Origin of the sequence: Parasediminibacterium schistidii, from assembly GCF_046546515.1 — a bacterium.
GTDB lineage: Bacteria > Bacteroidota > Bacteroidia > Chitinophagales > Chitinophagaceae > Parasediminibacterium.
On sequence record NZ_JBKHKJ010000001.1, the window covers coordinates 262,997 to 279,708 of the forward strand.

The window sequence follows — 16,712 nt, forward strand, 5'->3', positions numbered from 1 at the left end:
TAAATTACCATCTTGATTAAACACTTGCTTTCTGAATTGGGTTTTGTCTTTTCGAGGTAAAAACTTACTGTTACTTTTGTTCTGACATACTTCTTTTTTTAAAATTGCGACCACAAATGCGACCACGAATATACTAAATAAATTAGTAATAAAGGAAAATAAAAGAAGCATTTTTATTGAAAAGTAGTTAGCAATGATAGTAAAAAAAGGTATAGGAAAGCATGTGTCAATGACTCATAATCAGGGAGTAGCTGGATTTTTCCCAGGTGAGTCCACCTTGGAAATCAAGCAGTTACGAAGTTATATCGTAGCTCCTTTTTTGTTTTGAGACATCTACTCTGCTAGGCATTTTGCCTTGTAGCCTTTTTTGTTGTTTTTAGCAATATTTCACACAAATTGCATAGCCAGAACATATCATAAAAATAAATTCTCGTATTGTTTTAAATCAAAAAAGAAATTAATTGAACGGAGAAATTAAATCGAACTTTATTGTCGATTTCAAAGCGTAATTTCTTGAACTGTTTGCACAATAAAGAATATTGTAAAATATTCGATATTTTTTTGCTTAAAAAATTCCTTTTGCACTAAGGGTATTTCTTTTAATAATTGTCTTCATGACTAGATAACAATTTGCTTGCGATGAAAAGATTGGAATTGTCAATTTTTAATGATAAAGCCTTGCGGGAAAAAAAGCCGGTTTTTAACTTGTATGCTGAAAAAGATACGGATAAAGAATTTGCTAATGTGTTGGATAATGAATCTTTAATTAAGAATATTATCAAGAGCAACCCCGAAAAAGGGTTTGAATTGGTTTTTAAAAAGTATTACAAGCCGCTTTGCAACCATGCCATAAGGTATGTATATTCAAAAGAGATTGCTGAGGATATTGTGAGCGAGATTTTTGCGAATGTTTGGCGGAAAAAACTTTTTGAAACAATCACGGGCAGTTACCGGGCTTATTTATATCAAGCATTGCGAAACAATATTTATAATTATTTAAAAAATGAGTTTGCAAAAAAGCCCGATTTTTTAAATAATAAAGATGAAGAGGGCTTGTTTGAATGCGATACGCCACAGAAAATTTTGTTGTTTGACGAGTTGAATAATAAAATTGGAGAGTCTATCAATTCTTTTTCGCCACAATGCCAAAAAGTTTTTTTGATGAGCAGGGTAGAGGGTAAAAAGAACAGGGAGATAGCAGAGGAATTAGATATTAAATTAAAGACGGTAGAAGCGCACATGATGAAGGCACTCGCAATACTTAAAAATTCACTTTCTGCATATTTGAAATAATTGTATAGCCGAATTTAAAACAAAGTAAGTGACAGTTAATAAAAAAGTTTATGATTAATTCAAACACGATAACTAAAAATATACTACTAAATCATTTTGCAGGGCAATCTACGCCATTGCAAAAGAAGGTAATAGAAACTTGGCTGGAAGATCCTATTAATGTAGAATTTTACTATGAATGTTTAGATGAGTGGGAAAATACCAATATTCAATTTGTACCTAATGAAAAAGCAGCTTTTGCAAAGATTTTGCAAGAGGATGCCTTGGTGCGTGACATAAAAAAGAAGCAACCTATACTTTGGGAAATTAAAAGAAGATGGGCAGTGGCAGCTGTTGTTTTTTTGCTGGCAGGTGTGTCTTTTATGCTTTCTAAAGATGTGATTTTTTATAAAACAATACAAACTGCTTATGGAGAAACAAAGCTAGTGGTACTGCCAGATAGCAGCATTGTTTCGCTGAATGCAAATACATCTATACGTTTCCCCCGTTTTGGCTTTGGCAAAAGCAAAAGGGAAGTATGGCTAAATGGCGAGGCCGATTTTTCGGTAGTACACACCAAAAGCAACCAGCAATTTGTAGTAACAACAGATAATAAATTAAAGGTGCAGGTGCTGGGCACGCAGTTTACGGTATATGCAAGAAACAATAATGCAAACGTGGTGTTGCGTAAGGGCAAAGTATGCTTGAATTACACTGAAAAAAATATAGCCAAAGGGCTTGTAATGCAACCCGGCGATTTGTTTACTTCAAACACGGCCAGTGGCCAAAGCAAGCTTGCCAAGATAGATAGCCCTGAGAAGCTCTCTGCCTGGAAAAACCACGACTTTATTTTTGATGGGTCTAAATTACTGACGATTGGTGACTTGCTAAAAGACGATTTTGGTATAGCCATGAAATTTGAAGACGCAGAATTGGCTACAAAAACTATATCTGGCTCGGTACATGCCGAGACAGCCGATGAGTTGATTGATGCAATAGCACAATTGCTAGACATCAATTATAAAATAAAAGACAACACTGTATATTTTTTTGAATAAAGCCGGGTAAACCGATAAGTACATAACGAATTAAAATAATTGCCATTTATGAAAGGGATTAAACACCTGTTGCTGAAAGCGCTATTGCTATGCGTGATATTAATGATTGTTAAAGGAGGCGTTGCACAAAACAATGCCATGGGGGAAAGCAATATTGACAAAGGCAATGACACGGCTCCTTATACCATAAAATTGTCCGATGTGTTAAAAAGTTTTAAACTAAAATTTGGCGTGGATATTTTGTTTGAAGACAAAGTGGTAGAAGGCTTAACGGTATCTACAGAGCAAATAAACACAAAGGAGCCAGCAGAAGTGAGCCTAGGCAATTTGCTAAACACCGTAGGGTTGACCTATAAAAAAATAAAAGACAAGACCTATTTGGTAGTGGTGGCTAAAAAGAAAATAAAGGCCAAAGCTTCTTTTACCGATTTACAAACAGTGCCATCAGGAAAAGAAAGCGACCCTAAAATGGCAAAAGAAATGGCTGCTCCAGAAAAAAAAAGCACCAATGAAACCGGTTTAGTAGAAATAATGCCTATTGACATTATTATTTCAGGCACTGTAAAAGATGAAAATGGCAAGATAATGCAAGGGGTTACCGTGAAAGAAAGGGGTACTAACAATGTAGGCATAACTAATGAGAAGGGCATTTTTAAAATAAAGGTGCAAAAAGAAACAGCCGTGCTAGAGTTTAGCTCCATCAACTATGTAGCCCAGATTGCCGTGGCAAAAAAGAACCAAAACCTGAACATTGTTTTAAAACTGGACGAAGCAAAGAAACTGGAAGATGTAGTAGTGGTGGGGTATGGCACATCTAAAAGAAGCGACCTTACCGGTGCTATATCCAGCATAAAAGCAAAAGACTTGCAAGGCGCACAAATTAATACAATACAAGATGCCTTGCAGGGCAGGATTGCCGGTCTACAAATGACATCTGGCAATGCCGCTCCAGGCGAAACGGCTACCATCCGTATCAGGGGTGTTGGATCCCTAGGTACCAGTAGCGACCCTTTATATGTGATTGACGGATACCCAAGCAGCGAGGACATTACTTCCATAAACCCAAACGACATTGAAACAATAGATGTTTTAAAAGATGCTTCTGCAACCGCAATATATGGTTCGCGGGGTGCCAACGGCGTTATTATGATAACTACTAAAAAGGGTAGTAGAAATGGAAAAGTTAATATTGATGCAGACGTTTATCAAGGTGCAGCCAGGATATCGAACAAGCTAGACCTAATGAATGCAAGGCAGTATGCCGAATATAGGAACCAGATAAATGCATATACAAACACTGCATTGCCTTTTGCATCGCCCTACCTGCTTGATTATTATTCAACGCACAATACAGATTGGCAGGATGTAATGTTTAGGACGGCACCGGTAACCAGCGTAAACTTAAGCCTGTCAGGCGGTGATGCCAAGACAAGATATTTGATAAGTGGAAATTATTTTAAACAACAAGGCATTGTCCAAAACACCGCGTTTAGCAGGGCTAGCTTGCGTTTTAATTTTGACAGGGAAATTACTAACAAGCTAAAGTTTAACATAATTACCACTATTACCAAAACACTTAACAACAGGACTTTAATAAACACTGCTGGAGGTAATGCGGGCGGGATTGTTTTAGGTGTAATACGGACGAACCCGGTAACGCCTGTTTATGACTCCACAGGCAACTATAGCTATAATAATATTATTATAAAGGATCCTTCGTCTGCATCCGATCCATTGGCTCAAGTTGAACAGATTGGCAACCCACTGGCTTATGAAAAACGTAGTGTAGACCAAAACAATTCGTTAAGGATGCAGGTTAATGTTTCATTAGAATATGAAATTATAAAAGACCTAAAATTTAAAACATTGATTGGTGGCCAATACAACCCTGGCTGGCGTGATCAGTTTGTACCATATGATTTATATGAACAACGTTCTTTAAACGGATCAGCTGCCCAAACCAATAACTTTTCTAGCAATTGGATAAATGAAGACTACTTAACTTATACTAAAAATTACAGTTCAAAATATTCAATAACAGCATTGGTGGGTACTTCCTTTCAGGTATCGCAAGTTTCATCTGCCACTGCTTATGTGTCAAACTTAGGCACTAATACGTTTAGCTACAATAATTTGGGCTATGCTGGTTCTCAAGGTACTACCTCATCTGCAAGCAAAAATCAACTGGAATCTTTTTTCTCACGAGTAAATCTGAAGTTATTTACCAATTTACTGTTGACGGCCAATTTTAGGGCAGATGGTTCCAGTAAGTTTGGGGCTGACAAAAAATATGGTTACTTTCCTTCAGCGGCTGCCGCATATAAATTGAGCAACCTGAAATGGATAAGGAAAGTAAAAATAATTAGCGATGCAAAAATAAGGCTAGGTTATGGCATAACCGGCAACCAAGAAATAGGGGCTTATGGTTCATTATTGGCTTATGCCAATGCTCAAAACGTACTTACTGGTGGGAACGGATCAGCGGGCCATAGTACTTTTGGTAGTACCTCCCAGCCTGCGATAGCTGTAAACACAACGCAACCACAAAACCGAAGAGTACAATGGGAGCAGACAGCTTCAATTAATACAGGCATTGACCTCTCTTTTTTTAATAATAGGCTAAACCTTACCGCTGACTATTATGTTAGGACAACCGACCATTTGTTGTGGGCAGTACCGCTACCTAGCACGTCAGGCTTTTACACTGGAACGCAAAATCTTGGAAAACTGGAAAACAAAGGCTTTGAACTGGCGCTTACGGGCAAGCCAATGGTAAAAAAGAATTTTACTTGGAGCAGCACGGCCACTTTTGCTGTAAACAAGAATACGATAATTGACATGGGGCCAGTATTCGATTTTCCCTACGGGGGCCAACTTGGACTGCAAATTGGTACATTGGCAGGGCTTGACCAAAATTTTATTGACATAAAACCAGGCTTGTCTATAGGCACATTTGTAGGGGCAGTGTCAGATGGTATCTGGCAATCGCAGGATGAAATAAATAAGAGCGCTTTTTCTACGGCTTATAAAACGAGTGTTAACGTAAAGCCTGGTTCAGTGAAATACAGGGACTTGAACGGCGATGGCAAAATAGATAAAGATGATCGTAAAATAATTGGGAACGCCAGCCCTAAATTTACGGCTGGGTTCATTAATACATTTACCTATAAAAGTGTTGAACTAACTATTTTCTTGCAAGGGCAACAAGGGAATAAGGTATTGAATTTGAATAAATATTATACGGAAACAGTGCAGCAGGCCAACAAAGCCACCTATATTAAAAACTCTTGGACGGGTGAAGGAACAAGTAATATTTTGCCCGGTGTTGCATTGGGTTACACTAGGTTTATAGACAATACTATTATAGAAGACGGCAGCTATTTAAGGATAAAAACAGTAACGCTAGGTTATAATTTGCCCGAAAATTCTTTCCTTGTAAAAAGAGCTAAACTGCGTTCATTGAAGGTATATGCTACCGCCACGAATTTGTACACATTTACCCATTACTCTGGCTACGACCCAGAAGTGGGTTCTTATAACAATAACCAATTTGCGCAAGGTATAGATTATGGTGCTTACCCAGTTTCAAAATCACTGCTCATAGGTCTCAAAATAGGTTTATAGTATATTGGTGCTATCTGCTTTTATCCTAGTTAGGAAATAGCATTTATTTAAATCATTTAATTATTAGCGGAACTCATGAAAAATATCGTATTTATTATCTCTTTTATCATGCTGGTGAGCCTTGGGCTTACATCATGCAAAAAATTTTTGACAGAAACTACCTATAGTGTTTTTAATCAAGACAATTTCCCTAAAACCACCGCAGATTTAAGGTCGCTTTGCAATGGTATGTATAACCTAATGGAAGTGAACGATGGGTATGGACTAGTTATTTATGAACTGACAGACTTATTTTCCGACCAACTTTATACATATGGGTTAGGTGGGTCAAGGGCTGATTTTGAAAACTTGACCGTGAGCCCAAGCAATACAGAAATATTGAAATGGTGGCAGCGCAGCTATGCCATTATTGGCAGGGCAAATATCATTATACAAGCTGCTCCCACCAGCCCACTTACACCAGCCCAAATAGCGCCTTTTGTGGCAGAAGCAAAGTTTATTAGGGCCATGACTTATTTCCAGATGGTAAAATTTTGGGGTGATGTGCCGTTGATAACGCAGACTTTTACAGATTTAGACTCAATCAATGCACATGGTTTGCCTTACCGCACAGGGCAAGATACTGTTTACAAGCAAATAATCAGCGACTTGCTGGAAGCAGAGCAGTACTTGCCAGATGAAAAAGCAATCCCATCCACTTACAAAGGCCTTCCAAGCAATGGGGCAGCTTCATCTTTGTTGGCAAAGGTTTATTTAACAAGGGCATATTTGCCGATTGCAGAAGCAACCGATTTTCAAAATGCAGCTGCCGAAAGCCAAAAAATAATGAACAACCCGAACTATAGCCTTTATACCAATTATGCAGATGTTTTTGACGTAAACAAGGAAAATGGATCCGAGCATATTTTTTGTATCCAGTTCGATTATGGCTCTGGCTTACTTACCAGCACGCTAGCTGCTTACCTAACGCCCACGAGCGTTTTCCCGAAAGGGTTTGGCAGCTTTCTGGCAGAAAGGCCATTTTATAATTCCTATACTGCTAAAGACACCATCAGGCGCAATGCTACTTATTGGGACAAGGGAGTAGGGCAAGCTGGTCCTGCCCTTGGTCTTCCATACAATTTTGTAGCTTCAGCAAATGGGCAGCCCTATTGTGGCAAATACAAAGATCCTGTTTTAATGTCTAATGCTTCAAACGACCGTTGTAACCATATCATATTGCGGTTGGCAGATGTATTGTTAATGAATTCTGAGGCACTAAATAGGATAAACCCAACTGACCCCAATAAATATAATGGTATTAATAAAGTACGCGCAAGGGTGAAGCTGGATACGCTGACAAACATACCAGATGTTACCAAATTTGAAACTGCCATACTTCAAGAGCGTGGGTGGGAACTTGCTTTTGAAGCTAAAAGAAGGGACGATATGATAAGGCTTGGCAGGCTCGTGCAGGTGATGACAGCAGACAAAAAGCCACAAGTGCAGGATTACATGAAGTACTACCCTATACCACAAACAGAGAGGGATTTAAATCCTAGCCTCACACAAAATTTAGGGTATTAAAAATATTTTAAAATGATTACTTTATGAATATCAACCTTAAATTGGCAATACTTGTTTTGTTGGCAGGCTTCCTCGTATTTGCTGGCTGCAAAAAAAACGATTATGCCAGTGGTTTTGTTGTAAGCAATACAGACACGGTTGATAATCCAATAACCATTGCACCCGTAGCTTCCATTGGCCCAGCAGGTAAAAGCTATTTTATCTCCGCACTGATAGGTGCCGATACCAACGATGGGCTAAGCGTGGCTACACCGTTTAAAAGCATTTCCAAAGCAGTGGGGCTTGCTGGTGCTGGGGATACTGTTTTTTTTATGAATGGAACATATACTGCCAACAATACAGCCTTGCTAAGTATTAAGAAATCCGGTTCTCTCGGTCGGTACATTACTTATAAGGCTTATCCTGGTCATACCCCTGTGCTTTATGGCCCTGGCGGTATATGGGATATTGTTTACATCAATGCGTCTTATATTATAATAGACGGCCTTGAAGTGAAAGGCGACAATGCAAACCTTACCTATGCAGATGCTTATGCTGCATATACTTATGCAGCCGGTGGTGGCAAAGATCTAAGCCAGTTTGCAAAATACAATACGAATGGTATTGCCATTGGGGGGCCTGGAAATACTTCCTTATTTCCAACCCATGTAATCGTAAGGAATTGCAAAGTACACGATTGTTCATGCGGGGGACTTGGTGCTTGCCAAGCAGATTATATTACCCTTGAACACAATATTGTGTATAACAATGCGTGGTACACCATGTATGGCGCAAGTGGGATGGGTTTTTTAACACCCTTTAATAGTGATGGGGTAACTACTTACAAAAACATTATAAAAGACAATGTGGTGTATAATAATAAAACACTTATACCATGGATTAGTGTTTCGCGGTTATCAGATGGAAATGGTATTATTATCGACGTTAACCAAACAGGGTATTCTGGCTTGCCTCCTGGCTACAATGGGCGTACTTTGGTAGAAAACAATATCAGCTATAACAATGGCGGTTCGGGTATACATGCATTCGAGGCTTCACATGTAGATATAATTAACAATACTACTTATGGCAATGGAACTGTGGTAGGTTATGCAAACATATTTGCCAGTAGTGCTAGCGACTGTAATATAAAAAATAATATTATGTATGCTGCTACAAATGGCAAGTGCAACCTTAGCAATAGCGGCAACACCAACGTAGTGTACGATTATAATATTTATTACAATGGATCTGTAGCTGAAAAAGGCGCACATGATCAAGTGGCAGATCCGCACTTTATCAACCTTTCTACAGATCCAAGTGTGGCTAATTTTTTATTGAATAATGGTAGCCCTGCCCTAGACGGAGGCACAAGAAGCATTTATTCGTCCAAAGATATAAGGGGTATAGCTAGGCCACAACGTGCCAGGGTAGATTGTGGGGCTTATGAAATGCAGTAAGAGAGCGAAAGTAAAAAATAACTAAGTTTTCTTTTTACGGTTAAGTCAATATGATAATGTATACAAAGTATAAAAAAAATGATAATTTTATGAATATAAATATTAAACTTGCTATAATTGTTTTATCGGCCGGCTTCCTCGCCTTTGTAGGCTGTAAAAAAGACGATTATGCCAGTGGTTATGTTGTAACTAATGTGGACACGGTGGATAACCCCATAACCATTGCCCCAATAGTTTCCATTGGCCCTTCGGGCAATAGCTATTATGTGTCTTCATTAATAGGTGCCGATACCAGTGATGGCCTTAGTTCTACTACACCGTTTAAAAGCATTTCAAAAGCGGTATTTAAGGCAACTGCTGGGGATACAGTTTTTTTTATGAACGGCACTTATACTGCTAATAATTCAACCTTACTGAACATAACCAAATCTGGTTCTGGTGGCAGGTATATTACCTACAAAGCTTATCCCGGCCACAACCCTGTGCTGTACGGCCCAGGCACTGTTTGGAATATTGTTTCCATTAATGCTTCGTACATTATCATTGATGGCATTGAAGTAAAAGGGGATAATGCAAACCTTACATATGCAGGTGCTTATACAGCATATACCTATGCTGCAGGTGGGGGGAAAGACCAAAGCCAGTACGCAAAATACAATACCAATGGCATTAGTATTGGCGGTCCTAATACTAGTTCCGTATTCCCTACCCATGTAGTTGTCCAAAATTGCAAAATACACGACTGTTCTGGGGGAGGCATTAGTTCTATACAAGCAGATTATACTACTATTCAAGGCAACTTGGTTTACAACAACGCTTGGTACATGATGTATGCTGGCAGCGGCATCAGTATTTTAAACCCCTTTAATAGCGATGGTGTAACGGGCTATAAGAACATTGTAAAAGACAACATCGTATATACCAATAAAACACAAATACCCTGGATCAGCATCAAGGGCTTGTCTGATGGCAATGGCATTATCATGGATGTTAACCAAACTGGGTATAATGGCAAAGGACCTGCATACAATGGCCGTACTTTGGTAGCAAACAACGTCAGCTACAACAATGGTGGTTCTGGCATACATGCCTTTAAAGCATCGCATGTGGATATTATTAACAACACAGCTTATGGCAATGGCACAGTGGTAGGCTATGCAAATATTTATGCAAGTAGTGCCATAGACTGCAAAATTAAAAACAACATCATGTACGCAGCCAATAATGGCAAGTGCAACCTTAGCAACAATGGCAATAACAATGTTGTGTACGATTATAATATTTATTACAATGGCACAGTTGGGGAGAGGGGCGGGCACGACAAAGTAGCAGACCCGCATTTCATAAGCCTTTCTACTGATGCCTCCGTGGCTAACTTTTTATTGAATAATGGCAGCCCTGCCATTGACGGCGGGACAAGGAGTATATATTATTCAAAAGATATAAGGGGCGTAGCAAGGCCACAGGGGGGCAAAGTAGATTGCGGGGCTTATGAGGTGCAGTAGTTTTCTTACTTCTTTATTTTCTTTTCCCATAGGGTACTTTAATATTACCGCTAAAAGGTTTTAGCCATAAACAAGATATTACTTACTCACCTTACGCAGGCTTTTCCCATATTTACAAAAAATAACCATATAGGGACCTATATTTAATAGAATAAAAAAACATTTAAGTCAAGATAGGCCAACATAGGCTTCATTGGGTGCATTTCAAAAGTTCGTTTTTTTGTTGTTCGCTATTTGGCAGAATCAGGAAATAATCTAAATCAATGCCTTGCTGTTTGCTGCTCAACAAGTGTATCCTATATGGGGGAAATTTTGGATGTTCATGGGGGCATATTTCCCCCATATAGGATTTTTATTTTGGGCTATATACCTATCCATGCCAACTTTACATTAAAAGAGGAGTTTGAGCATCTTGGCCTTTCCTCCCGTATCGGAGTAGTTGGCTCGAGAAAATGATAATTCACTATCAAAATCTTATCAGTTTCTTATCAATAATTTATTATTCCATTATCAATAAACTATCATTTTACTATCAATAAACTATCATAAAATTCACTTGAATTATCATAAAAAATGAGGCTTAAAAAACATAAACAAATGAATATCAATGAGTTATAGGAAATAAAGGGAAATAGTAAAAAAATAAATCACGGAAAAAACCATTTAAAATCTTCGCTTTCCCTTCTTTTCTTCTCCCTCTCCCTTGTTCTTCACCCCATCCCTTTGGAGAGGGTTGGGGTGAAGTCGGGCTGGGGTGAGGTTGGGGCTAGTTCAATCAATTATCAATGTTTCCTTTGAATAGAAACTAAGGGAAATAAAAAGCGAAGATTTGAAATGCACCCGCTTCATTTTATAAGAAAACTTTGCTTTTTTGCAAAGCTATTTGGTGTTAAGTATGCAGACTTAATTAAGTTAATACTATTTATTTTAGAGACCTCACCCCAACCCCTCTCCAAAGGAGAGGGGCAAGAACGAAACCCTCTTAGAATTATATTAAGATAATTATGGCTTATTACTTATATGCGTTATACAAGCCAAGGACTTTCTTTTTAGGCTATGTGCCTACCTGATGAATAGTAATAAAATCTGTAATAGTACTTTGCCTGTAACTATACGTCAATTAATCAGCTATTGTAAATAAACCATTATTCTTTGATTGCTTTTTAATTGACCTCCATTTATTATGAAATTAAAATTATGGCTTTCGCTCTTAGTTTGCGGTTGCACGATTGTCTCGGCATATTGTCAAACCAAAACTAAGTACACCTCGCATGTAGACCCTTTTATTGGCACCATGAAAGATGGGAATGTGTTTGCAGGTGCCTGTTTGCCACACGGTTTTGTGAAACTTGGGTCTGATAACAAATATCCTGCAGGTGCCGCAGGTTATAAACATGACAAAGAAGTCCTAGGGTTTTCGCACATGCACATTACGGGCATGGCTGGGCCCATGTATGGCAATATTCAGTTGATTCCTACCACAGGGGCGATAGAAAGCCTGAACCACATATCGGCAAAAAATGAAGAAATAGTGAGCCCAGGATATTATAAAGTAGGGCTGAAAAAATACCATACCATTGCAGAATTAACAACCACTGCTCATGTAGGCTTTCATAGATATACCTTTCCTAAAGGCAAGGATAGCCATGTTCTGGTGGATGCTGGTGCTACTTTATATGGCATTGTTAGACCCTTGGACTGGGGTTCAAGTAATACAATTGGTGGTGAAATACACATTGATTCAGCTAATAAGGCAATCTATGGATACAACACTTTCAAAGGTGGACGATCCACTACCAAGCCTTGGCGAGTATATTTCTATGCAGTGTTTGATACCCCTTTTGAAAGCTATGGCATGTGGAACGATTCCACGCTCTTTGATGCCAAGCAAACCATTGCTGGGAAAAAAATAGGTGGTTATTTTAATTTTATAACCAAGCAGTCGCAAGCGATTCAGGTGAAGGTGGGCATATCAATGATAAGCACAGAAAAAGCCAAGCAAAGCATGATGGACGAAATTCCAGATTGGAGTTTTGACCGCATAAAAAATGCCGCCAATGATAAATGGGAAGCAGAATTAAGCAAAATAGAAACCAATTACACCCAAGAAAGCGAAAACAGAAAATTTTACACTGCCCTCTACCATTCTTTGCTGGTGCCATCTGACTGGACGGGAGAAAACCCTATTATTGATAATAAAAGACCATACTATGAAGACTTTTTATGTATTTGGGATATTTACAGGACTGTTTGCCCACTCCTAACTCTAATCAGCACTCGTGAACAACGTGACATGCTGAATACCTTGCTTGATATTTACAAACAAGATGGATGGCTACCCGATGCGCACAGTGCATTGCAACGAGAATGGATTCAAGTTGGCACAACGGCGGATGTACTGTTTGCGGATGCCTTTGCGAAATCGATGAAAGGAGTAGATTACGAAACCGCATTCAAGGCAATGCAAAAAAATGCGGAGGATACTACCAACGAAAAAAGCCTACATGCAGGGAGAGCTGGTTTGGCTTCTTATCTTAAATACCATTATTTGCCTGCAGATGCTAAGTTTAAAGGAAAGCGTCTAACAGTATCCCGCACTTTAGAGTATATATACAGCGATTATTGCCTTTACCAACTTGCCAAAGGTCTCCACAAAGATGAGGAAGCAAAAAAATATAAAAGCAGGTGCGATTGGTACAAAAATGTTTGGGATAGCGATTTGAAACTGGTGAGGGGCAGAAATATGGATGGCACTTGGATTGAGCCTTTCGACCCACAAAAATCCGAAACAGGCCCTTGTTTTTATGAGGGCCATGCCTACACTTGGACTTACGATATTCCCCACGATGTGAAAGGACTTATCAATCTTTTTGGCGGTGAAAAAGTTTTTTTAGATAGCCTCACAAATGCGGTATCCCACCATTATGAGGCATGGAACGAGCCTTGTATGCTCCAGATTTATTTATTTATCTGGGCTGGCAGACCAGATTTAGCACAACAATTTATTAGGAAAGCCCTTGCTGAAAATTTTACGGATAATGACGATGGTTTGCCTGGCAACGACGATAGTGGCACCACTTCGGCATGGTACCTATGGAATAGGATGGGCATTTTTCCAGTCGCAGGCCAAAATTTATACATTATTGGTAGCCCTTCCAACGAAAGCACCATCATGCACATGGAATCTGGGAAAAATTTGGTAATCAAAGCCCAGAACGCGTCTCCCAAAAATGTATATATACAGTCTGCCAAGCTGAATGGCAAACCCTATAACAAAGCGTTTTTCTTTCAAGAAGATATTGTAAACGGCGCAACATTCGAATTTGTGATGGGGGCAAAACCATCAGGTTGGGGCAAAGGGTTTGTGCCACCATCTTTAAGTAAGTAAGAAATTGGACTTGAATTAACACGAATAAAAATTTTACCCCATAAAATGTTAAAATGGAAGCAAAGGATGTACTTCTTGGACCTTTAAAATTATTGAGCAACCGAGTTAACCGGTCTTATCAAGGTGGGGTGCTATTGGAGCAATGGCAAGGAAAAGCAAACGCTTCCGACAGCCTTCAACCTGAAGAATGGGTGGCATCCCTTGTGCCTGCAAGGAACAGCAATTTCATTGAAAATGAAGGCTTGAGCCAAGTGGATACAAGCAATGGCAATTTGCTTTTAATAGATTTGATAAAGCAAAATCCTTATGGATTCCTTGGACAGCACCATGTTGAAAAATACGGGCCTAATTTGGCAGTTTTAACCAAAGTATTGGATGCTTCTGTACGACTCTCCATACAAGTACATCCCACAAAAGCCTATTCAAGGCAGTTCTTCAAATCAGAATTTGGAAAAACCGAAGCATGGTATATCCTAGGTGGAAGAGAAATAAATGGTGAGCCGCCCCACGTTTTTGCTGGTTTTAAACCGGGTATCAACAAAGAAATATGGAAAAAGTATTTTGACGAGCAAGATATTGATGGCATGATACAGGCTTTGCACAAATATTATGTGCAGCCTGGCGATGTTGTACTCATTGAAGGCGGGTTGCCACATGCTATTGGTAGCGGATGTTTTCTAATTGAAATACAAGAACCAACCGATTATACCATGCGGGTTGAAAAAATAGCATTTGATGGCAGCACTTTGCCAGATATGCTCTGCCACCAAGGAGTAGGGTTTGATAATATGCTGGATTGTTTTAGCTATTATACTTTCTCAGCTTCTGATTTATATAACCAATGTTTCAAAAAGCCACAGGTATTGTTGGAACAGGGAGACAATTCTATCGTGTCTTTGATTTCAGAAAAGCATACACCTTGTTTTCAGATGGACAAGCTAGTGGTTAATACAAATTTGATTGTAAAGGATAGTTCATTTAAAACATGCATAGTAGTGAGTGGAAATGGTTCTATTGAGTGGAATGGTTATGATATTCAGTTAAAACAGGGCGATATGCTTTTTTTGCCAGCCAATATAGGCGAGATTGGCTTTGCCAATTCTGGGTTACAGCCACTAGAATGTTTGCTTAGTTACCCACCTGGTGCAAATAAATAAAAGATATTTGACCAAAAAATAAACAACCACAACTAAGGGTATTTGTCTTTTTTTATGTCTACATGTAGTACAGTATTACATTATTTTGATTAAGTGAGGTATTACCATGTTTTATAGTAATATATCTAACACTAATAGCTAGAGAAACGATATTGCGTAAGCCAATGGGATTAGATTTTTTTAATAATCAATAACAAAATCAATTTTTTGCCAATGGGTTGCTAAAGGCTGATTTCACCTTGCAATAACCTTAAATATTAAAATCTGGATAACATTAAAACTTATAAATCTACAATGGGCATAAGGCGTTTCTTTATAGTAATTTGTATCTTCTCATTGTTCCAAACAATTTTTGCACAAAAGGAACTGAATGTACAAAAGGAGATAAAAGATGCTGCAAAGCAGTATAAAACGATGTTGACTACCCATCAGGATGTAAACAAGTTCCCCCAATCTATCTGGCCAGATGGAGAGGCAAAAGACATGCCCTCTAGTTGGTGGTGCAGCGGTTTTTTTGGCGGCAGCCTATGGTACCTATATGAGTTTACGCACGATACTGCCTGGAAAAATGCTGCCACTAAATGGAGCATGGCAGTGGAAAAAGAGAAAATAAACACTAGTACCCACGATTTGGGTTTTATGCTCTATTGCCCTTTTGGAAATGGCTACCGCCTTACGAAGAATGGTCAGTACAAGCAAATTATGCTAACAGGTGCTGCTTCTTTAGCATCACGGTTCAACCCAAAATATGGCGTAATTAAATCCTGGGATGATTGGGAAGGGTACGATTATCCCGTGATTATCGACAATATGATGAACTTGGAATTTTTATTTTGGGCGGCAAAGGCATCCGGCAACAAAGCTTATTATGATTTATGTGTTACCCATGCCGACAATACCTTGAAAAACCATTTCCGCAAAGACTATAGCAGCTACCATGTGATTTGCTATGGTGAAGGGGGCAAGGTGCTTGCACAAAAAACACACCAAGGCGCGGCAGATAGTTCTGCTTGGAGCCGTGGGCAGGGCTGGGCTTTGTATGGCTATACCGTCATGTACAGGGAAACAAAGCAAGAAAAGTACCTGCGCCAAGCAGAGCATGTTGCCCATTTTATTTTGAGCCACCCCAACCTGCCAGCAGACAAAATACCTTACTGGGACTTTAATGCCCCTCATATACCCAATGAGGAAAGGGATGCTTCGGCTGCTGCCGTGATGGCTTCTGGCTTGTTAGAGTTAAGCCAATACAGCAAAACCAATAGCAAACTATATATTGAAACAGCAAAAACAATGTTGGAAAGCCTTGCTTCCCCAAAATACAAAGCCCCCATTGGCAGCAACAAAGGGTTTATATTGATGCACAGCGTAGGTGCCAAGCCCAAACATTCGGAAATAGACGTGCCATTGGTATATGCAGACTACTATTATTTAGAAGCCTTATTGCGGTATGATATGATTAGCAAAAAGCAAAATAAATCCTTGGCTATCAAAGCAAATGATGCACTGGGATTGTTGGCACACGCAAAGAAATAAGTTTCCTATCGATGATTGCCTTAACCATGATGTATAGGAATAGAGGTATTAAAAGAATATGCTGTAGGAGTTGCTTGCCCTGCCCCAATTCTTCCCTTCGTCCTTTTTCCTTCGTGCCGCTTTGAACTATTGAGCATTTGTGGCGAGAAATGCCTAAGTAGTAACAATAT

The 16,712-nt window shown here is 39.1% G+C and carries 9 protein-coding genes; all 9 read left to right on the forward strand.

Going from position 1 to position 16,712, the window contains the following annotated elements; genetic code table 11:
• Positions 1-639 precede the first annotated feature (639 nt).
• The 9 genes from ACHFIY_RS00980 (at position 640) to ACHFIY_RS01020 (ending at position 16,542) form a co-directional block, all read left to right on the forward strand.
• Positions 640-1,293, forward strand: a complete 654-nt coding sequence (locus ACHFIY_RS00980) for an RNA polymerase sigma-70 factor (RefSeq protein ID WP_410844165.1) — start codon at positions 640-642, stop codon at positions 1,291-1,293.
• Positions 1,294-1,343: 50 nt separating this feature from the next.
• Positions 1,344-2,330, forward strand: a complete 987-nt coding sequence (locus ACHFIY_RS00985; RefSeq protein ID WP_410844166.1) for a FecR family protein — start codon at positions 1,344-1,346, stop codon at positions 2,328-2,330.
• Between the two features lie 48 nt (positions 2,331-2,378).
• Positions 2,379-5,954, forward strand: a complete 3,576-nt coding sequence (locus tag ACHFIY_RS00990) for a SusC/RagA family TonB-linked outer membrane protein (protein ID WP_410844167.1) — start codon at positions 2,379-2,381, stop codon at positions 5,952-5,954.
• Between the two features lie 75 nt (positions 5,955-6,029).
• Positions 6,030-7,520 (forward strand): RagB/SusD family nutrient uptake outer membrane protein, encoded by a 1,491-nt coding sequence (locus tag ACHFIY_RS00995; RefSeq protein WP_410844168.1) that lies wholly within the window; start codon positions 6,030-6,032, stop codon positions 7,518-7,520.
• Positions 7,521-7,543: 23 nt separating this feature from the next.
• The gene (locus ACHFIY_RS01000; protein ID WP_410844169.1) at positions 7,544-8,959 is read left to right on the forward strand and encodes a choice-of-anchor Q domain-containing protein; all 1,416 of its coding nucleotides are present in this window, start codon (positions 7,544-7,546) and stop codon (positions 8,957-8,959) included.
• Positions 8,960-9,048: 89 nt separating this feature from the next.
• Positions 9,049-10,464 carry a right-handed parallel beta-helix repeat-containing protein gene (locus tag ACHFIY_RS01005; protein ID WP_410844170.1) on the forward strand — a complete coding sequence of 472 codons (1,416 nt, stop codon included), beginning with the start codon at positions 9,049-9,051 and terminating at the stop codon, positions 10,462-10,464.
• Positions 10,465-11,647: 1,183 nt separating this feature from the next.
• Entirely contained in the window at positions 11,648-13,852 is a 2,205-nt protein-coding gene (locus tag ACHFIY_RS01010; protein ID WP_410844171.1) for a GH92 family glycosyl hydrolase, read from the forward strand.
• A gap of 53 nt (positions 13,853-13,905) precedes the next feature.
• On the forward strand, positions 13,906-15,009 hold the full coding sequence (locus ACHFIY_RS01015) for a type I phosphomannose isomerase catalytic subunit (protein ID WP_410844172.1): 1,104 nt from the start codon (positions 13,906-13,908) through the stop codon (positions 15,007-15,009).
• 294 nt (positions 15,010-15,303) lie between these two features.
• Positions 15,304-16,542 carry a glycoside hydrolase family 88 protein gene (locus ACHFIY_RS01020; RefSeq protein WP_410844173.1) on the forward strand — a complete coding sequence of 413 codons (1,239 nt, stop codon included), beginning with the start codon at positions 15,304-15,306 and terminating at the stop codon, positions 16,540-16,542.
• Positions 16,543-16,712: the final 170 nt, after the last annotated feature.